Source organism: Pararhodobacter sp. (assembly GCF_036802785.1).
Taxonomy (GTDB): Bacteria; Pseudomonadota; Alphaproteobacteria; order Rhodobacterales; family Rhodobacteraceae; genus Pararhodobacter.
In genome coordinates this window covers 110334-131684 of record NZ_DAIRVN010000001.1, presented here as the reverse complement: position 1 = coordinate 131684, position 21351 = coordinate 110334, and the positions used below count along the sequence as shown (strand labels likewise).

Sequence of the window (21351 nt, the reverse complement as noted above, 5' to 3'; positions counted from 1 at the left end):
CTGCCTTGCGCCGGGCCGGGAGGAGTGGCATCTTTCAGCCGAAAGCCATGTATACAGGTCCTGCTCCGGCGGGGCAATGCGACACGGGAATGAAGGTGATGCCCTTTCTGTCGCGAAAGCTTGACGCGCATGTCATCGTTCCCTGTGGTGCGGGACAGCTCCATTTGCTGGGCTGGCCGGGCTTGCGCACTTCTCACATCGGCGACGGCTGGATAGACCCAGAGGACCGGCGTGAAATTCTGGACCGTCTGGTGCACAGCGGCTGCCGGGATCTGTTCGCCCTAGTCGAGGCGCGCGAACTACCGCCGGGCACAAAGGCCGGGCTGCGGAAGGCCACCGCACAGCGCGGTATCACCCTGCGCTCGGCGCCGATCCTTGATTACCATCCGCCCGGAATGCGCTTCATGCGCCGCTGGTCTGCCTTGCTGCACCATCATGCCGGGGCGGTGCAGGCGGGCGGGCAGCTTGCGTTCTGCTGTCTGGCCGGTGCCGGGCGCAGTGGCACGATGAGCGCGCTTGTGCTGGCAATGACCGGGATGCCGGTTGATCAGGCGATCACCCGCATCCGCCACGCCAACCCCGATGCCATCGAAAGCCCTGCACAGGAAGACTGGCTGAGCGCTCAGGGTTGGGCGGGCGCCGTTCCCGCTAAAGGCTGATCGCGTCAAGCATCGCCGCGCGGCTGATCTGCGGCCGCGCCGCGCGATAGACGATGCCCGCACTGTCCAGCCCGATCACGCTATCCGCCAGTGCCTCGATCATGGTGATATTCTGCTCCAGCAGAATACAGGCGATGCCGCGCGCCCGTGCCTCGGCGATAGTGGTCTGCATATGGGTGATGTTTTCGGCCTGAACCCCTTCCGACGGTTCGTCCAGCACAACCATCCGCGCCGGGCTGAGCATGGCGCGGATGAACCCCAGAATCTTCCGCTCTCCGCCAGACATCGACCCGGCCAGTTGCCCCGGCCGCCCGGTGATCCGGGGAAAGCGTGTGGCCAGCGGCTCCAGCGTGACTGGCCCCAGAAGCGCCAGATTTTCGGCCACGGTCAGGGCGTCAAACACCATATCCGTCTGCGGCATCATCGCAATTCCGGCCCTGGCCCGCTCCCACGCGGGAAGGCGGGTCACGTCGCGCCCGTTGAACCGGATCTGCCCCTCAGCCGCGCGCAGCTCACCGCTGATCAGCCGGGCCAGCGTGGTCTTGCCGGTGCCATTGCGCCCGATAATGCCCAGCACCTGCCCCGGTGCCAGCTCGAAAGACAGGCCTCGATGCACCAGCGTATCGCCATAGCCGCCCGAAAGCCCCTCAGCCTGCAGGATCATTTGTACCCCCCCGCATAGACCTGCACTACGCGCGGATCGGCGCGGATTTCGGCGAGCGACCCCTCGGCCAGCGCCCGGCCCTGATGCAGCACCAGCACCCGTGCCTGAAGGGCTGCCACCAGCGCCATGTCATGTTCGATCACCAGTACAAACGCCTCCGTCGTTGCCTGATACTGGCGGATAAGGTCCACCATCACGGCGGTTTCTTCGGGCGACATGCCGGCGGTGGGCTCGTCCAGCAGCAGAATGCGGGGTGCGGCGGCAATGGTCAGCGCCAGTTCCAGCATCTGCCGGTGACCCTGCGGCAGGGCCCCGGCATCCTGCGCGGCCAGTCCCGTCAGCGGAACACCCGGATGCGCAAGCAGCTTCGCCAGCACGGGCGACTGCCAGCCAAGCGGGGCGGGGCGCAGGAAATCCAGCGCCCGCGCGCGCCCGGCCAGCACCGCAAGCTGAAGGTTCGCGGCAACGCTGAGGCCGTTGAACACCGTCGGTATCTGCATCTTTCGCCCGATCCCTGCATCCAGCGCCGCCGACGGGGGCGCGTTGGTGATGGCCCGCGCGCCCAGCAGGACCTGCCCTGACTGCACCGGCATGGCACCCGTGATGGCCTTGAGCATGGTTGTCTTGCCCGCCCCGTTCGGCCCGATCAGACAAAGAATGCCCGATTGCGGGCAGTTCACGGTGAGGTTGTCCAGTATCCGCACCGTGCCCGCGCTCAGCCCCACCCCCTCCAGCCGCAAGGCACCGCTGGCGGCTTCTGCGCGTGAGGGGCGCGCGGCGCTGGCTGCGGGCTGTGGCACCTGCTGCTGCCAGCCCAGCCGCCGCGCCGCCTGCGCCAGCAGACCCGCCACGCCGCCCGGCGCCAGCAGCACCACAACCAGAAAGACCAGCGCCACCACCACTTCCCACCATGGAAAGATGTCGCGCAGCTCGGCGCTCAGCAAGCCGATGGCCACGGCACCCACCAGCGGCCCCAAAGGGTGAAGCCGGCCGCCCACTGCCGCCCAGATCACCAGTTCGGCCGACAGCACGAAGCCCGTGGCCTGCGGCGTGACGATGCCCTGATGGCTGGCATAGAGCGCGCCTGCCAGCGCCGTGATGAAACCCGCCCCGGCAAAGGCCCATGCCTTCACGCGGTGGGTGGCGAACCCCAGCGCCTGCAACCGCCCCTCCTGCGCGACCAGCGCGCGCAGAACCAGCCCGGCGGGCAGCTGCTCCAGCGCCATCAGCGCGGCGGTGACGATGACCACCAGCGCGACGATGGCGTAATAGAGGTTGCCAAACGGGTTCATTCCGGCCAGCGGCGGATACCCGGCATAGCCGTTGAACCCGCCGGTGATGGCCGGGGTCGTCTCGGCCAGCTGCGCCACGATCAGGACCAGTGCCAGCGTGATCAGCGAGAAGAACGGGCCTGAATCGGTGCGACCCTGAAAGACCAGCGCCGCCAGCCCCCATGCGAGCGCCGCCAGCACCGCCGCGATAACCAGCATTGCCAGCAGATTGGGCAGTAGCGCGCCGCCCGTGGCATTCAGCGCCATGGCCGCGCCGTAGGCCGCAACGCCAAAGAACACCGCGTTGCCTAGCGGCAGAAAGCCCCCGCGCCCCCATGCCAGCCCCACACCCTGCGCCGCCACGCCATAAAGCAGGTAAAGCCCGATCTGCCACGCCAGATAGTCGCCCCCCAGCACCGGCACCAGCAGCAAGGCACCCGCCAGCGCGGCGCTAACGACGACGATAAAGACCATCCGGTCGCCTCCACAGAAACAGGATCGCAAGGATCAGCACGCCCAGATATCCTGCGGTCTGGCTGACCGCTGCGCTCAGCCCGGCCTGCAACCCGCCGACCACCGCCACGCCGATGCCCAGCCCCTCCAGCGTGCCCAGCCCACCGACCACCAGCGCAAAGAACGAGCGGATCAGCGCGTCAAGCCCCATGTTCGGCTCGATTGCCAGAACCGGCGCCAGTATCAGCCCGGCCAGCCCTGCCAGCAGGCAGCCGGTCACGAAAGCGGCGGCGGAAAGCCGCGCGGTGTTGATGCCGCTGGCCCGCGCAAGCGCCGGGTTCGACACCATCGCCCGCAGCCGCACCCCCGTCAGGCTGCGCCGGTACCAGAGCCAGAGCGCCAGAAAGAACACCGCGATCAGCGCAATCACCAGCAAGCGATAGGTCGGATAGCCGACCGGCCCAACCGGCGTGACCCCTCCGACCGGCAGCGGCACATTGCGGAAGGCGCGGCCCCAGACCAGCTCCACCGCCTCGCGCATCAGGATCGACAGCGCCCATGTGGCCAGCAGGCTGTCAAACATCCGGTCATAGAGATGGCGCACCACCAGCCGCTCGGCGATCAGGGCGGTGATGCCGACAAAGCCGATACAGACCGGCAGCGCCATCGCGGGCGGAAGGCCCATCTGCGCCGTCAGCAGGTGGGCATAGGCGCCCAGCATCACGAACTCGCCATGCGCCATGTTCAGAATACGCAGCAGGCCGAACACAATCGCCAGCCCCAGCGCCAGAAGCGCCAGGGCCGCGATCTGCCACAGGGCATTCAGTCCGATCAGCAGGGCCGCTTCGGTCATTCGCAGATCACGCCATGCGGCACAGAGTCGAAACTGGCGATCACGCTGTAGCTGCCGCCGGTGCCATCGGCCAGATAGATGGTCTGGGCCACATGGTTTCCGTCCAGCATCGCTTCGCCGCGCGGCGAGCTGAAGCCGGTGCCGTCGGCCACGGCCGCGATCGCTGTAACCTCCATCGAGCCCGCCGCATTGCCAAGCGCCGCCAGAAGCATCAGCCCGTCATAAACCGACTGGCCCATGCCGTTCAGCGCGGCAGCATCCGCGCCGAAGCTGTCATGATAGCGCGCAGCGAAGGCCGTCGCGGCCTCGGTCTCGATAGCGGCGAAATAGCCCATCGAGGCGAACAGCCGGCTCGCGCCTGCCGCGCCGATCCCGGCCAGCGTGTTTTCCTCGATCAGGGTGCCCAGCCGGATCGCTTGTTCATCCAGCCCGAAGGCGCCGAAACCGATGTTGAAACCGACTGAATCGCCGCCCACCAGCGTCACCAGCACCGCATCCGCCCCTGAGGCACGGATACGCTGCAATGAGGCGTCATAATCGGCGGTGCCCAGCGGCACATATTCCTCGCCGACAATCGTGCCGCCGCTGGCAGCGATGATGGCGCGGGCGGCGTCGTTGGTGTCGCGCGGCCAGTTGTAGTCATTGCCGATCAGATACCACTGGCTGACGCCCTCGGCCTCGGCCAGATAGGGGATGACCGGGGCAAGCTGCTGCGCCGGCGTTTCAGCGGTCAGCCATGTGCCGGGGGCACATTCGCCGCCCTCATAGACACCGGAATAGACATAGAGCACCTGCCCGCGGAACTGGCCGGTCAGCGCGGCGCGCACAGCGCTGTCATGCATGCCGACAAAGCCCTGCACCCCCTCGCCACGCCACAGGCGCACCGCCGACTGGACGGCCTGCGCGGGGGGTGCGCCGACATCGGCAAAGACCAGCGCGACGGGTTCGCCGTTGATGCCGCCAGCGGCGTTGATGTCTTCGGCGGCCAGTTGGGCGGCGTTGCGGCTGGAGGGGCCGAAAAGGCCGCCGGGCCCCGAATCCGGGATCAGCACGCCGATACGTACCTCGGCCACGGCAGGAAGGCCCATGGCAAGGGCCAGGACCGAAGTTGCCACGAGGATGTTTCTGAAGGTCATTGTGTCAGTCTCCCTGTTTTCTTTGGTTTTGATTATGTGTTGTGATGGCCCGCATCAGACCGGACAGGGCGGCAGGGGCGGCAGCAGCGCCTCCACCCCGGCAGCGATGTTCAGAAGCGCGCGGTCCTTGCCGGGCAGGCCATCAATCTCGATCCCCACGGGCAGGCCATCGGCCAGCCCTACCGGCAGGCTGACGCCCGGGGCGCCGATCAGCGAGCCGTGACTGGTGTTGCGGATATAGGCCCCGAAGGTGGGATGCCGCTCGCCGTTCAGCGCGACTGTGTCATCCTCGCCGAGGGGCCGGGCGGTCAGCGCGGTGGTGGGAAAGATCGCGCCGTCCAGCCGGTGGTCGGTGAACCATGCAATCCAGTTGCGTTGCATCGTGGGGCGGTGGCGGTCCAGCGCGGCGCGCCATGCGGTGACGGGCATCGCCCCCTTGCCGCGTTGGCTTTCCAGTATCCCCCGGACATCCGCCGATCCGACGGAGGCCATGAGCGCCTCAAAGGTGATACCGCGCGTGGCGCAGTATCCGGGCAGCTCGCGCATGCACTCGTAAAGCACGATGGGGAACGAGGCCGCGGCTTCATCCTCCCACAGATCGGCGGGGTCCGCCTCGATCAGGGTAACACCGGCGCGGGCAAGGGTTTCCAGCGCCGCTTCGCACTGCCGGGCAACGCCGGGTTCCAGCCCCTCCCACAGTATGCGGCGGGGCACGCCCAGCCGCAGGCTGCCCGGGTCGCGGGGCGCAAGGGTGCTGGTGTCTCCGGCCATAACCCCATCGAGCAGCGCCAGATCGGCGACGCAGCGCGCCATGGGGCCGATTGTGTCGCGCGTGGCGGAAAGCGGCACCACACCGCCGGACGGGTAGCGCCCGGTGCCGGGCCGGAAACCGGCGATGCCGCACAGTGCCGCCGGAATACGCACCGAGCCCCCGGTATCGGTGCCCAGCCCAGCGGCGACGATCCCCGCTGCCAGCGCCGCCGCCGTGCCGCCCGATGAGCCGCCCGCGATATGCCCGTGTCGCCAGGGGTTGTGAACCGCGCCCGTGACGGCGTTGTTCGAGGTGACGCCAAAGGCCAGCTCGTGCAGATTGGTTTTCATCGCGGCCAGCGCGCCTTTGGCCAGAAGGCGCGCCAGCGGCGGCGCATCGGACGGGGCGGGGCCGTGCAGCGCGCCGGTGCCGCCGGTTGTGGCCAGCACGGCGGTGTCGATATTGTCCTTGATGGCAAGCGCCAGCCCGTCCAGCCGCCCTGCCCTGCCCGCTTTGCGCCGCGCGTCCGAGGCATCGGCATCCGCGCGCAATGCCTCAGGAGCGAACGCCAGAACCGCACCAAGCCCGGCGTGGCGCGTGGCCTGTTCTATCACGGCCTCGGCATGGTCACGGGCGCTCAGGCGCCCTGCGTCAAGCGCGGCCAGTATTTCGGTTGCGGTTTGCGGCATCTGCAGTCTCTCCCGTTTTCGGCAAAGGGTGCCGCGAACGGGGTGGGCTGCCTATCATCAGAAATGATGGTTTCGCGTGGTCAGAACATGCCCCAGCTGGCCGCGCCGCTGCACACCCACCTTGCGGAAAACCGCGCCGATATGGCTGCGCAGCGTGGGCTTGGAAATGCACAGGACCGTGCAGATATCCTCGTCGCTCAGGCCGGTGACCAGCATATCGGCCACCTCGCCCTCACGCGCGGTCAGGCCCCAGTCGCGGCTGAACTGCACGAAGCGCTGCACCGGCGTGGCCTCGGACAGACGATTGGCGCGCACCAGCGCATTGACAAAACTGGGGCCGATCGCATCCACCAGCGCGGCATCCCGGCGCGAGAAATCCTCTTTGCCACGCGCGCGCCAGATCCGCATATCGCCGATATTCTCGCCCCGGTCATAGGCAAAGTAATTCAGCCCGTAAAACAAGCCGTCCCGATACAGGAAATCATTGAAAAACTCTGTCCGCCTGAGGCGTTCATGCGCCATGATCTCGCTGACCGGGGTGGCCATGCGGCGGCGCTGCAAGGTGGGGGTTATCGGGTCGCGGTACTGGTAATAGGCCTCATACCCCGCCAGATTGGCCTCGGTCATGTTGATGTAGACGCCGGAAACGAAGGCGCCGCTTGCCTCATTCCACAGGTAGGAGGCGAAGTAATCGGCATCCAGCAGGTCCAGCAGCCAGCGCCCGACCCGCTTGCGCACCTCGGCATGCGAGAACTCCCCAGTCAGTTCCCGCATGATCGAAAAGATCAGGTCTGCCTCGCGGTGGGTCAGGTTCATGCTTCTCCGGCACCCCTTTTGCGAACTGACGCGCATGGTGGGGCAAAAGCGGTTTTTCGGCAAATGATTTTGCAGCCCCCGGCTGGTTGCCTTATTGCACCGGAATGTTTTCGCGGAACACAACCTGAAGCCTTGGCAGATATTCCGGCTCTGTCGCGCCCCGCACCGATGACACCAGCAGGCGCACAATTTCCCGCGCCTCCACCCTTGGGTTCTGATCAATCACCGCGTCCATCGTCCGGTCCAGCAGCATGAGGCGGGTGGCGTCGGTCAGATCATGCCCGATGAACAGAATATCGCGCCCCGCATTCGCTTCGCGCAGCGCCCGCGCGATACCCTGATTGCCCGAGCCGATATTGTAGATCGCCGAAACATCGCCGCGTTTGAGAAAGCGCAGCGTTTCCAGATAGGCGCGGTCGCGGTCATCGCTGATTTCGGCGGTGCCGGCGATCTGCATATCCGGAAATTCACCCGACAGGATGGAGCGGAAGCCCATCTCGCGCTCTTCATGGCCGCGATAGGCGGGTGAGCCGATGAAAACGGCGACCTTGTGCTGGCCCGGCGGCAGAAAACGGCCCAGCAGGAGCCCGGCAAGGCGCCCCGCCGCGCGGTTATCGACGCCGACATAGCCAACCTTGTCCACGGCGGGAATATCCGACACCAGCGTGCCCACCCGCACCCCGGATTTGGCCAGATTGTTGATCGCCTCGCGCACCTGCGGATGATCAAGGGCAACCACGCCCACCGCATCCGTGCGCCCGCGCAGCTCGGTCAGGCGGCTTGACAGGCGGTCAGGGTCAAAGCCTTCGATCTCGTGGATATTGGCGGTAACGCCGTCACGCGCGCGGCTTTCTTCCAGCAGGAAACCCTTCAGCGCGCGCATGAACGAATTGGTTCCGGCGGGCAGCACATAATCAAGGCGCACAGGTTTGACCGAGGGGCCCTGATCCGGCGGGCCGAAATAGCCAAGCTTGCGCGCAACAAGCAGCACCAACTGCCTTGTGCGGGGGCGCACGCCATCACGCTCATTCAGCACCCGGTCCACGGTGGCCGGGGAAACACCCGCTTCGCGGGCGATCTGAGAGACGGTGGCGCGCATGATGACCTTTCATTTGCTCAACTACATCATTTCGCATCAAAAAGTGACGAAAAGCAAGCCTAAGTTGCATCAGCCGGGCATCATCGCGCGGCTATTCTGAGGGATGCCGACGGAAATAAGGGAAAATGATTGAAAATGAGTGTAGTTGATGCTTGCCTGTGATGTAGCTGCTGCGATGCTGCCCTCATTGGATATCGCACCCTGAGGAGGGGGGCGACCTGGGAGGGAAATCATGAACAAACAGCCACGCTTTTCGCGGCGGAAATTCCTGTCGTCCGCCGCTCAGACGACCGCGCTTGTTGCGCTCTCCGCGCCGCTGGTTCTGCGTGCCGGGCGCGCCCGTGCTTCCGCGGATCTCGCCGAAGGCATGATGGGCGGTCCGACCGGCTTTCCCGGCGCCGAGCGCTATCAGTACGGCCCCGACACGCCCGAGGGCCGCGCGATTGAGGCTGCCAAGGCGCTCAAGGCCGCAGGGCAGGCACCGGCGCGGATCGTGCTGGGCCTCAGTGATGGTTCCATCGGCCAGATCACCCGGCCCTTCCCTGAGGGCGCGCCCTCGGTCAAGGAGCTGTGGGAGCAGGAGACCGGGATCATTCTGGATATCGTCGGCGTGCCGAACGGTCAGGAATTCACCCGCGTCATGCGCGATGTCTCCACCAACGGCGGCGGCTTCGATATTTACGCCGTCGAATGGAACCGTCTGGGCGATCTGGCCGAGACCGGCGGCATTCTGGCGCTCGATGATTTCGTGGCCGAGCATCGCCCGGAATGGGACGATGCCGAGCGCGGCTATGTGAACGGCGCGCAGGGTGTGTCGCTGCTCAACGAATATCGCGGATCGGTTTACGGGGTGTCGCTGGATGGCGATTTCCAGATCTGGAACCACCGCACCGATCTGTTCAACGATCCCGATGAACAGGCGGCGTTCTCAGACCAATACGGCTACGCGCTGCGCCCGCCGCGCACCTGGAAAGAGCATGACGAGGTTGCGGCGTTCTTCCACCGGCCTGATCAGGGGCTTTTCGGATCAACCGACCTGCGCAATCAGGGCTGGGGCTATACCAACTGGTATCAGCGCTTTGTGTCGATGGCCTCGCCCAACCAGTTCCTGTTCGCCGATGACGGCACCGCCCTGATCAATTCGGAAGCGGGCTGGCAGGCGACGCAGGAATATGTCGACAGCCTGTCGCACCACTCGCCCGATGCCATTTCATGGGGCTGGCCCGAGCAGTACGGCAATTTCGGCAGCGGGGGTGCGGCAATGACCTGCGCTTTCTCGAACCTGCCGAAATTTCTGGACAATCCCGGCAACGAAGGTTCGCAGATCAGTGGCAAGGTCGGCTCTCACCTGCCGCCGGGGCGTGAACATGCCGACGGGCTGGTGCAGCGCACGGTGCTGTGGCTGAACCTGACGGCCTGTGTCTCGTCACAATCGCAGCACCCCGAGGCCGCGTATCTGCTGCTGCAATGGCTGGGCTCCAGCCGCATCTATTCATGGATGACGGCCAACCCGGGCGGCTATTTCGATCCGTTCCAGCTGGCCAATTTCGCCGATCCGCTGGTGCGCGAGACCTACCATGATTACCACATGGACATGGTGCTTGAGAGCGTGCGCCGCACGGTGCCGACCATCAACTACCCCGGTGCCACCGCCTTCCATAACGCGCTGGATGAGAACCTGATGGCCGCGCTGACCCGCTCCATGACACCCGAACAGGCCATGGAAAACACCGAGCGCCAGTGGGCCCGCATCGCCCGCCGGGTGGGTGAGGAGAAGCTGATCGAGGCGATACAGGCCAACAAGGCCGCCTGGCCCACGCTGGTCGATCCTGTCTGATCACGACTGCCATTGCGCGGGGGCGCCTGTTCCGGCTGCCCCCGCGCGTGACTGAAAGCAAAGTTCCGCACCATGCAACGCTCCCTGACCTTCCGGATCTTCCGCTACGCGGCGATCTTCGCCTTTCTGGCGCTCTCGCTCATCCCTACCATCTGGATGATCTCGATGGCGTTCAAACCCGTCGCCGAATGGCAGGCAACGGGGGCCAACCTGACATGGTGGCCCGTGAACCCCACGCTCGACAACTTCCGCTTCATCTTTGGAGACAGCGGCTCTGACCTGATTGTCGCGCTGGAACGCTCAGCCGGGCGGCCCATTCTGGCCTCGTTGCTGGCGGCAAGTTTCGGCACCATGATCGCGGTTACCGCGGGCACCGCTGCGGCCTATGGCTTGTCGCGCTTTGGCTATGGCGGCAACCTGCCGCTGGCGCTGATCCAGTTGCGTATCTTCCCGCCCATGGCGGTGATGATCCCGGTCATGATCATGTGGGCGTTTCTGGGGCTGATCGACACATGGTACGGGCTGGCGCTGATCTATGGCATCGTCACCATGCCGTTCAGCTTCTGGCTGATGAAAACCTTCTTCGATGATATGCCGCGCGAGATTGAGGATGCAGCACTGGTCGAGGGCTGCTCGCGCTGGCGGGTGTTCATCAAGATCACTCTGCCGATGATGCGGCCCGCGCTGGCGTCGTCTGCGCTGTTCGTCTTCATTCTGAACTGGTCGGATTACCTGATCGCCCTTCTGCTGACCACGCGCGACTGGGTGACGATCCCGGTTTACATGGCCTCGCTGACCTCATCCATGACCGGCCAGCTTTATGGCGCGAAAGCCGCCCTTGGCCTGATCGCCGCCATTCCGCCGGTGATCATGGGGATTGCGATCCAGAAGCAGCTTGTGCGTGGCCTGACGTTCGGAGCGTTGAAGGAATGACCGACATGACCACCCATCAACCGCTCAGCACGCCTGAAGCGCCCGCCCGGGGCAGCAACGAAGAGCGCCGCCTTGGCCTTTTCCTGACCCTGCCCGCGCAATGCCTTGTGATCTTCATCGCGCTCTTTCCGATCCTGATGCAGATCTATATCTCGCTGACCGACTGGTCGCCGCTCGATGGCATTCCGTGGTATCGCGCGCATGAGCTGTGGATCGGCCTGCTGAACTATTCCGACCTTGCCAGCGACCCGCGCTTCTGGTCGGCGATGTGGCGCACGGTTATCGTGATGGCGATCTGCGTGCCGGTGCAGTTTCTGCTGGGCCTTGGTCTGGCGATCCTGTTTGTCGATGATTTCGTGGGCCGTCGCACCCTCTATTCGACCATTCTCGTGCCGATGATGGTGGTGCCGGCGGTGGCGGGTTACATGTTTTTCATGCTCTTCCAGTCCGGCGGGCCGGTGAATGACCTTCTGTCGATGGTCACCGGCCAGCCCGTCACCATCGCCTGGCTGTCAGACCCCAAGCTTGCGCTTTTTGCCGCCATCGTGTCGGACATCTGGCAATGGACGCCGCTGATGTTCCTGATCCTGCTGGCGGGTATGGTCTCGGTCCCGCAGGATCAGCAGATGGCAGCGGTGCTGCTGGGCGCGTCATGGTGGCGGCGATTCTTTACCATCGTGCTGCCCCGGATGAAGACCATCATCATCATCGCCATTGCGATCCGCATGATCGAGAATTTCAAGGTTTTTGACAACTTCTACATCATGACCGGCGGCGGCCCGGGCGTGGCGACCGAAACCATCTCGATCTATATCTACAAGGTCACGCAGCAGGAGCTGATCTGGGGCTATGTCGCGGCGATCGCGCTGGCAATCCTGATCGTTCTCTCGGTCGTCTCGGCGCTGGCCATCGCCAAACTGAGGAAAGCGCAATGACCGAGATCGTGATGCAAAACCTTGGGCGCGACTTTGGTGATTTCACTGCGCTGGCTGATATGAACCTGACCATCGGTGACGGGGAGTTCGTGGCGCTGCTGGGGCCTTCGGGCTGCGGCAAATCCACCACGATGAACATGATCGCCGGGATGCTGGAGCCGACCTCGGGCGAGATCCGCTTTGACGGGCGGCGCATGAACGGGGTGCCGATGGCGCGGCGCGGCGTGGGTTTCGTCTTTCAGAATTACGCGATCTTCACCCATATGAGCGTGCGCGAAAACCTTGCCTATGGGCTGAAGGCGCAGGGCGTGTCCCGGTCAGAGCAGGCGCGGCGGGTGGGCGATATCGCCGAGTTGCTGCAACTGACGCCAATGCTGGATCGCAGGGCGGCGGGGCTGTCGGTGAACATCCTTCAGCGGCTGGCCATCGGGCGCTCGGCGGTGGTGGAGCCTGCGATTTTCCTGCTCGATGAGCCGCTCTCGAATGTCGATGCCGCTTTTCGCGCCACCATGCGGGGTGAGCTGAAATCGCTTCAGCGCCAGTTCCGGCAGACCATGGTGTATGTCACCCATGACCAGCTTGAGGCGATGACCATGGCTGACCGGATTGCGGTGATGGACCATGGCAAGCTGCTACAGGTCGGCACCCCGCTTGAGGTGTATAACAACCCCGTCGATACTTTTGTCGCCCGCTTCATCGGTGCGCCGGGGATGAACCTGCTGCGCGGGCGCGTCACGGGCGCTGATACGGGCACGGTGATTGATCTGGGCGCCGCCGGACATTCCGGCCCGGTGACGGTGGCGCAGGGTGGTGAAGTCTGGTTCGGCTTCCGCCCGGAACTGGTGCAGCCTGATGCCGCTGGCCCGCTGGCGATGCAGGTCAGCATGATCGAACGCATCGGTGCACGGATCATCCTGCATCTGGCCGCAGGCGATCACCTTGCCAAGGCGGTTCTGGACAGCGAGACGCCCGTTCCTGCGCAGGGAGAGACATTCCGCTTTTCGGTGCCGCAAACTGAGATCCGGCTTTTCGATGCTCAAACGGAAAGGGCGCTCTGATGGCTTCGATTTCCTTTCGCGGGGTCAGCAAGCGATTTGGCGATGTGCTTGCCGTGGACAACCTGACGCTTGATATCCGCGACAACGCGTTCTTCTGCCTGTTCGGTCCGCCGCTTTCGGGCAAATCCACCATCCTCAAGCTGATACTTGGGCTGGAGCAACCCGATGAGGGCGAGATCCTGATTGACGGGCGCCCGGTCACCCATGTCAGCCCCGCCGCGCGCAATGTGGCGATGGTGTTCCAGAACCTCGCGCTCTTCCCGCATATGAGCGCGCTGGAGAACATCCGCTTCCCGCTGGTCGAACGCCGCCGCCCGGCTGCCGAGATCGCCGCGCGGGTGGCTGATGTCACCGGGAAATTGCACATCGGCCATATCCTGCACAAACCCCCGTCGCAGCTTTCCGGTGGCGAGCGGCAGCGCGTGGCGATTGCGCGCGCGCTGGTGCGCGACCCGGTCGCCTATCTGATGGACGATCCGATCAGCGCCCTTGACGCCCGCCTGCGCGAATCCACCCGGGTGGAACTGCGGCGCATCCAGCAGGAGATGGGCAAGACGCTGGTCTATGTCACCCATGATCAGGAAGAGGCGATGTCGGTCGCAGATGGCATGGCTGTGCTGGAACATGGCCGCGTGCGCCAGACCGGCACCCCGGAAGAGATCTATCGCCACCCCAATTCCACCTATGTGGCCGGGATGCTGGGCGCGCCCGCGATGAATGTGGTGCCGATGGGGCTGGCGGGCGAGATGCAGGTGCAGGCCGCGCCGGTGGGTGCGCAAAGCCTGGGGGTGCGACCGGAAAACCTGCGCGTGACCCCCGGCAATGCCGCGCGTGTCACCGAGGTGGAGCCGATGGGCGGCTATACCACGCTGAGCATCGCGCTGCACGGAACCCTGCTGAGGGCCACCCTGCGCGGCCAGCCGAAATATTCGCCGGGCGAGACTGTCGCCCTGTCGGTCGATCAGGGCCGCGCGCATTTCTTTGATGCGCAGGGCAGCGCCATCGCGGCGCATTGAGGGAGGGAGGATAACCGCATGAAAGACACCGCATTCAGGCCGGACCCGCAGGTCAGGGTCCGCAAATATAAGATCGGCGCGATCGGCGCGGGCATGATCATGGCCGATTGCCATCTGGCCGCCTATGCCGAGGCTGGGTTCCCGGTGGTGGCGATTGCCTCGCGCACCAAAGCCAATGCGCAGAAGGTTGCTGAGCGCTGGAATATCGCCACGGTGCATGACACGCCCGAGGCGCTGATCAATGACCCCAATGTCGAGATCGTCGATATCGCCTATCCGCCAGACCAGCAGCCCGCCCTGATCCGCAAGGCACTGGCCGCGCCGCATGTGAAAGCGGTGCTGGCACAAAAGCCGCTGGCGCTGTCGCTGGCCGAGGCCCGCGCGCTGCGTGATGAGGCGAAAGCGGCGGGCAAGCCGCTGAGCGTCAATCAGAACATGCGCTACGACCAGTCGATGCAGGTTCTGAAACAGATCCTAGACAGCGGCGATCTGGGTGAGCCGGTCTTCGCGCAGATCGACATGCACGCCATCCCGCACTGGCAGGGGTTTCTGGAAGGCTATGACCGCCTGACGCTGTCGAACATGTCAGTCCATCACCTTGATGCGCTGCGCTTTCTGTTCGGCGACCCTGATGAGGTGACCAGCATCACCCGCACCGACCCGCGCACGACCTTTGCGCATTCCGACGGTATCGTCGTGACCACCCTGCGCTTCCCTTCCGGCCTGCTGGCGCTGAGCACCGAAGACGTGTGGTCCGGCCCGCGCGAAGAGGGCTATGAGGATGACCAGCACATCACCTGGCGCGTCGAGGGCACGCGCGGCGTGGCCAAGGGCACCATCGGCTGGCCCACGGGCGCAGCTTCGACGCTGAGCTTCAACGCCAAGGGCGTGACGGGCGGCAAATGGGTGTCGCCCCAATGGGAAACCATGTGGTTCCCGCACGCTTTCATCGGCGTGATGGAGCAGCTTCAGCACGCCATCGACACCGGCACCGATCCGGTTCTGAACGTCGCCGACAATGTGCGCACCATGGCGCTTGTCGAGGCCGCTTACCAATCCATCAACGAGGGCCGGACCATCCGGCTTGACCTGTCAAACGACTGAGGAGGAGAAACGATCATGATGCATACCGGCATATTCAGCGGCTATTTCCCGTATGGGCTGAAAAAGACTTGCGAGGTCATTCAGGGCCACGGGTTCACCACCGTCCAGCTTGACCTGCATTTCAAGGATATCGACGTCAGCGACGGCCAGATGACGCCGGAAAAGTGCCGCACCATCCGCGACACGTTCCGCGACCATAACCTGCCGATCTGCGCGATCTCGGGCTATACCAACATCGTCCACCCGGACGCGGCCACCCGCAAGGAACGCCTTGCGCGGCTGAAAGAGCTGATCGCGCATGCGCAGTATCTGGGTACGCCCTATGTGATCTCGGAAACCGGCACGTTTGATACCACCTCGGACTGGGTGCATCACCCCAAGAACAAGACCGAAGAGGGATGGGAAGATTGCCGCAACGTGATCCGCGAGCTGTCGCAATACGCCTATGACCATGGCGCGGTCTTCCTGCTGGAAACCTATGTGAACAACGTCGTCGGCTCGGTCGAGGAGACGTTGCGGATGTTCGCCGAGGTTGATCATCCGGGCCTTGGCCTGCTGATGGACCCGACGAACTACTTCGAGGCGCATAACATCGACCAGATGGACAAGGTGCTGAACCATGTTTTTGACGCGCTCAGCGACAAGATCTGCATTGCGCATGCCAAGGATGTCAAACGCTCGGGCGAGGACAAGTCTGAAAAGCATTCTGACATCGGTGATGACAGCGCCGCCGAAAGCCACACCTTCCGCGGTGTGGGCGAGATCGAGCTTCCGGCGCCGGGGCTGGGGGAGCTGAACTATGACCTCTATTTCCAGCGTCTGGCAAAGAAGCACCCCAATATTGCGATGATCATCGAGCATCTGAGCGAGGATGATGTGCCGCGCGCCAAGAAGTTCATCGACGGCAAGCTGCGCGCGAACGGCTGCTGAACGCCCGCAGGCAGGCCGGTTTGCCCGGCCTGCCTTCCAGCATCAGACAACGACAAAGGCGCCCCGGAACCGCCGGTGGCGAACGGAATTGCAATGGTCAAGCTATACGGCAAAAACCTAACCCGCGCCGAGGCCGAGGCCGTCAGCGGATCGCTGGGCCATGCGGCAGGCGTGCGCCTGATGACGCTTGGCGACGGGCTTGAGCGGGGTATCCGCCTGCTGGAGTTCCGCACCGGGACCGGCCTGCGGTTTACCGTTCTCGTTGATCGCGCGATGGATATCGCCGATTGCGAGCATGGGGGCCGTGCCATCGGCTGGCACTCGCCCGCAGGCTTCCGCCACCCCGCCCTGCATGAGTATGAGGGTGAGGGTGGTCTGGGCTGGATGCGCAGTTTCTCGGGCCTGATGATCACCTGCGGGCTGGATCATATCCTGTTCATGCATGACGCGCCGACGCCGGAATATATTTATGGCCCCCGCGCCAAGGCCAGCCACTCGCTGCATGGCCGCGCGGGCACCATCCCCGCCCGCCTGACCGGCTATGGCGAGCGGTGGGAAGGCGACCGCTGTTTTCTGTGGGCCGAAGGGGTGGTGACGCAGGGCACGGTTTTTGGCGAGCATCTGGAACTGCACCGCCGGATCGAGGCCGAGGTGGGTACTGATGCGATCCGCCTTTCCGACCGGGTGGTGAACCGGGGCTTTTACGAGACCCCGCATATGCTGTGCTACCACATCAACATCGGCCATCCGGTGGTTGAGGAGGGTGCGCGCTATCTTGCGCCGGTCCGTGATGTGGTCTGGGCCGCGCATGAGGCCGAGTATCGCAAGCAGGGCGTGGGCTACCGCACCCTGCCCGCGCCGCAGATGGGCTTTCATGAACAGGTCTGGCAGCATGAAATGGCGGCGGATGCCGGGGGGCTGGTGCCCGTGGCGCTGGTCAATGACCGGCTGGGCCTTGGCTTCATGGTCACCACCCGCAAGGACCAGTTCCCCTGCATGTATGAATGGCAGAACCTTCAGGCCGGGCAATATGCCGTCGGCATTGAGCCTGCCACCAACCACGTTCTGGGCAATGCCGGCGCGCGCGAACGCGGTGAGCTGATCCGTCTGAGCCACGGCGAAGAGCGCCGCTATGATACCACCTTCACCGTGCTGCCCGATGCCGACAGCATTTCGGCCGCCGAGGCCATGATCACCGCCATCGCCGCCCAGCCGGTGCAGGATTACCCCACCCCCTCGGGCAACTTCCTGCCGATCGGGGGGCGTGCATGAACAGCGAGACACCGATGCGGATGCAGGCGCCTGAGGTGCTGACTGGCAGGCGCGTGCTTTACACCGGGGCCGCCGGGGGGCTGGGCCATCAGACCACGCTGGCGCTGCTGGCGGCGGGAGCCGAGGTCTTTGCGCTGGACCGCGACCATTCCAAGAACGAAAGCCTGCGCGCCGACACGCCCGCCGATCTCGCCGCGCGCCTGCATCTGCTGGAAATGGACCTGACCGATCAGGCGGCGCTTGAAAGCCGCCTTGCCGAAATCACCCGGCAGGCGCCGCTGGATGTTGTGATCAACAATGCGGCCATCTACCCCTCAAAACCCTTTGAGGATTATTCGATGGAAGAGCACCGCCTTGTCCATCAGGTCAATGTCGAGGCCGCGCTGATCTGCACCCGCGCGGCGCTTCCTGGCATGCGCGCACAGGGCTGGGGGCGGATCGTCAATGTCACCTCCATCACCCTCACCGGCGGGTGGGAGAATCTTGCGCCCTATGTGCAGTCAAAAGGCGCGCTGCTGGGCCTGACCCGTGCCTGGGCGCGTGAGTTCGGCAAATGGGGCATCACCTGCAACGCCATCGCGCCCGGCGCCTTTCCCACCGATGCCGAGAAGATCCACCCGGACCCTGACGCCTACACCCGCTTCGTGCTGGATCATCAGGCGGTCAAGCGCCGGGGCAGCCCCGATGACATCGCCGCGGCAATCCTTTTCCTGACCTCAGAGAGCGCGGGTTTCATCACCGGCCAGAGCCTTGCCGTCGATGGCGGCTGGAACATGAGCTGATCACCCTTTCAACATATCGGAACGCACTATCATGGGAATTCTTGACGGCTACACCGTTCTCGACTGCTCGATCGCCATGGCCGGGCCCTTTGCGGCGCAGCGGCTGGGCGATCTGGGCGCCAATGTCATCAAGGTGGAGCCGCTCACCGGCGAATGGCAGCGTCACGCGCCCGCAGGCGGCATCACCGGCAAAAAAATCAATGTCTCATTCCTGTCGCTCAACCGCAACAAGCGCTCGCTGGCCATCGACCTGAAGTCAGAGGGCGGGCGCGCGGTGATGCAGCGGCTGGTCGAACAGGCGGATGTGTTCATCCAGAACTACCGCCCCGGTGTCGCCGGGCGGCTGGGGGTGGATTATGAGACCCTTTCGGCACTGAACCCGCGGCTGATCTATGTGTCGATGTCCGGCTATGGCGAAGACGGGCCGCATGCCCGCCGCCCCGGTCAGGACCTGCTGTTGCAGGCCATGTCAGGCGCCATGCTTTCCACCGGGCGCAAGGGTGAGCCGCCGCAGGCCGCAGGCCAGTATCTGGTCGATGCCGTCACCGCCTATACCGCGTTTGAGGGCGCGCTGGCCGCGCTTCTGCACCGCGAACGCACGGGCGAGGGGCAGAAGGTGGAGGTCAATATGCTGGACGCCATCACCACCCTTCAGATGCAGGAGCTGTCGGTTTTCACCGTGGGCCACAAGCCGCAGGAACGCACGGCAGAGCCGCATGCGCATGTCTATATCCGCGCACCCTATGGCACCTTCGCCACCACCGACGGTTTCATCGCGCTGGCTATGCCCGCTTTTCCCGCCCTGGCGCGCGCGCTGGAAGCCCCTGAACTGGCCACGCTGGATGAGATGAAGGCCGGGTGGGAGGACCGCGATCAGACCTTCGCCATGGTCCGCGACGCCATCGCGCGGTTCGCAACCGCCGATTGCCTTGCGCGGCTGGAGGCCGAGGGCGTCTGGTGCGGGCCGGTCTATGGCTATGCCGATCTGGTCGCCGATCCGCAGATCGCTCACAACGGCACCTTTATCGAATACGACCATCCGACCGAGGGCCGGGTGAAAACCCCGGGTTTTCCCATCCGCTTTTCGCGCACGCCTTCCGAGCTGCGCTTTGGTGCACCGCTGACCGGTCAGCATACCGACGACATTCTGCAAGCCAGTGGCTTCTCAGCGGATGAGATCGCGGCACTGGTGCAGGCAGGTGCCATCGGCCGGGGGGACGCATGAGGTATCGCGGCCTGACATGGGACCATCCGCGCGGCTTCAACGCGCTGGCGGCGGCTACCGGCCCGGTGGATTGGGAGGTTCAGCCGCTGGAAGGGTTTGAATCGGCCCCTATCGCCGATCTTTGCGCGGCCTATGACCTTGTGGTGCTGGACCATCCGCATCTGGGTGAGGCGCTGGCGGCAGACTGCCTTTTGCCGCTGGATACCGTCCTGCCCGCCGCCGCGCTGGACCGGATCGCACAGGGCGCCATCGGCCCGGCGCATGCCAGCTACAGCATGGCAGGCCACCAGTGGGCGCTGCCGCTGGATGCCGCAACGCAGGTCATGGCGCTGCGCGCTGATCTGACCGGGGGGCGGCCAGTGACATGGGCTGAGGTGGAGGCGCTGTCACAGCGCGGCCATGTCGCGCTGTCGCTGGCAGGCCCGCATGCCGCGCTGTCGTTCCTGTCGGTCTGCGCGGCGCTGGATCCGTTGCTGGATATGCGCGACGGCGGCTGGCCATCAGACAGCACGGCGGTGGATGCCATCGAAATCCTCGCCCCGCTTGCCGCGCGGACGCCTGCGCATACCAGAACCCTCAACCCCATCGGCCTGCTGGGGCATATGAGCACCGCAGACGATATCCACCTGATCCCGCTGATCTATGGTTATGTGAACTACACCCGCGCCGGACGGCCCGTCACCTTCCTTGATGCGCCGCGCGCGGGCGGGCGGCCCGGCTCCATTCTGGGGGGCACGGGCATTGCGATTTCACGGCGCGCAAAGGTGGATCAGGGGCTGATCGACCATCTGCTCTGGCTTATGTCCGAGGACGTGCAGCGCGGCTTCATCCCCGCGCATGACGGCCAGCCGGGCCTGCGTGCGGCATGGGCTGACCCGCAGGTCAATGCCGGTTGGGGCAATTTCTACCAGAACACCGCCGCGACGCTGGAGGCCGCCACCGTCAGGCCCCGCCACAACGGCTATATCGCGTTTCAGGCGCAGGCCTCGGCCCTGCTGCGCGCAGCGTTTGACGCGGGCAGCCCGTCGGCCCAGACTGCCGCAAAGCTCCGCCTGATGTTTGAGGAAAGCCGCAATGACAGGAGCCCGTCATGACCGCGCCGCTGACGCTGACCATAGAAAATGCCATCGCCACGATCACCTACAACCGCCCAGAAAAGCTGAACGCGATGACGCCGGAAATGGCGCAGCTGATGTGGGATGCCGTGCACCGGATCAACGCCAGTGATGAGGCGCGCGCGGTCATCCTGACCGGCACCGGCAAGGCTTTCTGCGCGGGCTCGGACATCTCCGATCTGGACCGCTACGCCACGCCGTGGGATTTCCGCAACCGGCCTGAATATTGCGATGCGCTGCGTGCGCTGCTCAAGCCATCGGTTGCGGCGATCAATGGTTATGCGATGGGCGGCGGGCTGGAAATGGCGCTGTCCTGCGATATCCGCATCGCCTCTGACAAGGCGCTGCTCGCCGCGCCAGAGATCAAGCTGGGCTGGATCGGGGGCGGAGGGATGACGGCATTGCTGGCCCATTCCATCGGCCCGTCGAACGCGGCCATGATGGTGATGACCGGCGATCCGGTTGATGCCGCGAAGGCGCTGCAATGGGGCCTCGTCAGCGAGGTAACCGCGCCCGGGGCGCTGTTGGAGCGCGCGCATGCCATCGCCGCCACCATCGCCAGCCGCGCGCCCATCGCGGCGGAAACCGCGCGCCTGAACCTTCAGGCCGCCTATAACATGCCGCTTGAAAAGGCCGTGGCCTATGAGCGTGATTTGCAGGCGATCTGTTTCGCCACCGCAGATGCCGCTGAGGGCCGTGCCGCGTTTGCGCAAAAACGCGCGCCCGTGTTCAAGCGCCGGTAAGGAGCAGACA

The 21351-nt window shown here is 64.9% G+C and carries 20 protein-coding genes; 13 read left to right on the top strand and 7 right to left on the bottom strand.

Translation table 11 applies throughout. The features are described from left to right. Nucleotides 1-89 precede the first annotated feature (89 nt). Nucleotides 90-659: a protein-tyrosine phosphatase family protein gene (locus V7Q53_RS00560; RefSeq protein ID WP_333826407.1), complete on the top strand. Its 570-nt coding sequence runs from the start codon at nt 90-92 to the stop codon at nt 657-659. Here the strand turns inward: V7Q53_RS00560 and V7Q53_RS00555 are convergent. The 7 genes from V7Q53_RS00555 to V7Q53_RS00525 form a co-directional block, all read right to left on the bottom strand. Further along, the gene (locus V7Q53_RS00555; protein WP_333826406.1) at nt 649-1323 is read right to left on the bottom strand and encodes an ATP-binding cassette domain-containing protein; all 675 of its coding nucleotides are present in this window, start codon (nt 1321-1323) and stop codon (nt 649-651) included. The genes V7Q53_RS00560 and V7Q53_RS00555 overlap by 11 nt on opposite strands. After that, on the bottom strand, nt 1320-3068 hold the full coding sequence (locus V7Q53_RS00550; protein ID WP_333826405.1) for a branched-chain amino acid ABC transporter ATP-binding protein/permease: 1749 nt from the start codon (nt 3066-3068) through the stop codon (nt 1320-1322). The genes V7Q53_RS00555 and V7Q53_RS00550 overlap by 4 nt, the downstream gene beginning before the upstream one ends. Then, on the bottom strand, nt 3046-3900 hold the full coding sequence (locus V7Q53_RS00545) for a branched-chain amino acid ABC transporter permease (protein ID WP_333826404.1): 855 nt from the start codon (nt 3898-3900) through the stop codon (nt 3046-3048). Before V7Q53_RS00545 ends, V7Q53_RS00550 begins: the two co-directional genes overlap by 23 nt. Next, nucleotides 3897-5036 (bottom strand): substrate-binding domain-containing protein, encoded by a 1140-nt coding sequence (locus tag V7Q53_RS00540; protein WP_333826403.1) that lies wholly within the window; start codon nt 5034-5036, stop codon nt 3897-3899. Before V7Q53_RS00540 ends, V7Q53_RS00545 begins: the two co-directional genes overlap by 4 nt. Nucleotides 5037-5090: 54 nt before the next feature. Beyond that, nucleotides 5091-6476, bottom strand: coding sequence for an indoleacetamide hydrolase (iaaH, locus tag V7Q53_RS00535; RefSeq protein WP_333826402.1), 1386 nt, complete (start codon nt 6474-6476; stop codon nt 5091-5093). Between the two features lie 57 nt (nt 6477-6533). Next, the gene (locus V7Q53_RS00530) at nt 6534-7292 is read right to left on the bottom strand and encodes a helix-turn-helix transcriptional regulator (protein ID WP_333826401.1); all 759 of its coding nucleotides are present in this window, start codon (nt 7290-7292) and stop codon (nt 6534-6536) included. A 91-nt stretch (nt 7293-7383) separates the two neighbouring features. Then, nucleotides 7384-8391: a LacI family DNA-binding transcriptional regulator gene (locus V7Q53_RS00525; RefSeq protein WP_333826400.1), complete on the bottom strand. Its 1008-nt coding sequence runs from the start codon at nt 8389-8391 to the stop codon at nt 7384-7386. Nucleotides 8392-8623: 232 nt separating this feature from the next. Between V7Q53_RS00525 and V7Q53_RS00520 the strand changes: the two genes are divergently transcribed. The 12 genes from V7Q53_RS00520 to V7Q53_RS00465 all read left to right on the top strand — a co-directional run bounded on the left by V7Q53_RS00520 (nt 8624) and on the right by V7Q53_RS00465 (nt 21341). Further along, the gene (locus V7Q53_RS00520; RefSeq protein WP_333826399.1) at nt 8624-10228 is read left to right on the top strand and encodes an extracellular solute-binding protein; all 1605 of its coding nucleotides are present in this window, start codon (nt 8624-8626) and stop codon (nt 10226-10228) included. A 72-nt stretch (nt 10229-10300) separates the two neighbouring features. Continuing rightward, nucleotides 10301-11161 carry a carbohydrate ABC transporter permease gene (locus V7Q53_RS00515; RefSeq protein WP_333826398.1) on the top strand — a complete coding sequence of 287 codons (861 nt, stop codon included), beginning with the start codon at nt 10301-10303 and terminating at the stop codon, nt 11159-11161. A gap of 5 nt (nt 11162-11166) precedes the next feature. After that, on the top strand, nt 11167-12096 hold the full coding sequence (locus tag V7Q53_RS00510; protein ID WP_333826397.1) for a carbohydrate ABC transporter permease: 930 nt from the start codon (nt 11167-11169) through the stop codon (nt 12094-12096). Further along, the gene (locus V7Q53_RS00505; protein WP_333826396.1) at nt 12093-13154 is read left to right on the top strand and encodes an ABC transporter ATP-binding protein; all 1062 of its coding nucleotides are present in this window, start codon (nt 12093-12095) and stop codon (nt 13152-13154) included. The genes V7Q53_RS00510 and V7Q53_RS00505 overlap by 4 nt, the downstream gene beginning before the upstream one ends. Continuing rightward, nucleotides 13154-14170 carry an ABC transporter ATP-binding protein gene (locus tag V7Q53_RS00500; RefSeq protein WP_333826395.1) on the top strand — a complete coding sequence of 339 codons (1017 nt, stop codon included), beginning with the start codon at nt 13154-13156 and terminating at the stop codon, nt 14168-14170. Before V7Q53_RS00505 ends, V7Q53_RS00500 begins: the two co-directional genes overlap by 1 nt. A gap of 18 nt (nt 14171-14188) precedes the next feature. Beyond that, complete coding sequence (locus V7Q53_RS00495; RefSeq protein ID WP_333826394.1) at nt 14189-15274, top strand: Gfo/Idh/MocA family protein; 1086 nt, start codon at nt 14189-14191, stop codon at nt 15272-15274. Between the two features lie 15 nt (nt 15275-15289). Then, complete coding sequence (locus V7Q53_RS00490) at nt 15290-16204, top strand: sugar phosphate isomerase/epimerase family protein (RefSeq protein WP_333826393.1); 915 nt, start codon at nt 15290-15292, stop codon at nt 16202-16204. A 93-nt stretch (nt 16205-16297) separates the two neighbouring features. Further along, on the top strand, nt 16298-17476 hold the full coding sequence (locus V7Q53_RS00485) for an aldose 1-epimerase family protein (protein WP_333826392.1): 1179 nt from the start codon (nt 16298-16300) through the stop codon (nt 17474-17476). Beyond that, the gene (locus V7Q53_RS00480; protein ID WP_333826391.1) at nt 17473-18258 is read left to right on the top strand and encodes an SDR family NAD(P)-dependent oxidoreductase; all 786 of its coding nucleotides are present in this window, start codon (nt 17473-17475) and stop codon (nt 18256-18258) included. Before V7Q53_RS00485 ends, V7Q53_RS00480 begins: the two co-directional genes overlap by 4 nt. A 31-nt stretch (nt 18259-18289) precedes the next feature. Beyond that, complete coding sequence (locus tag V7Q53_RS00475) at nt 18290-19483, top strand: CaiB/BaiF CoA transferase family protein (RefSeq protein WP_333826390.1); 1194 nt, start codon at nt 18290-18292, stop codon at nt 19481-19483. Continuing rightward, the gene (locus V7Q53_RS00470) at nt 19480-20577 is read left to right on the top strand and encodes a carbohydrate ABC transporter substrate-binding protein (protein ID WP_333826389.1); all 1098 of its coding nucleotides are present in this window, start codon (nt 19480-19482) and stop codon (nt 20575-20577) included. Before V7Q53_RS00475 ends, V7Q53_RS00470 begins: the two co-directional genes overlap by 4 nt. After that, nucleotides 20574-21341 (top strand): enoyl-CoA hydratase/isomerase family protein, encoded by a 768-nt coding sequence (locus V7Q53_RS00465; RefSeq protein WP_333826388.1) that lies wholly within the window; start codon nt 20574-20576, stop codon nt 21339-21341. The genes V7Q53_RS00470 and V7Q53_RS00465 overlap by 4 nt, the downstream gene beginning before the upstream one ends. The last annotated feature ends 10 nt before the right edge of the window (nt 21342-21351 follow it).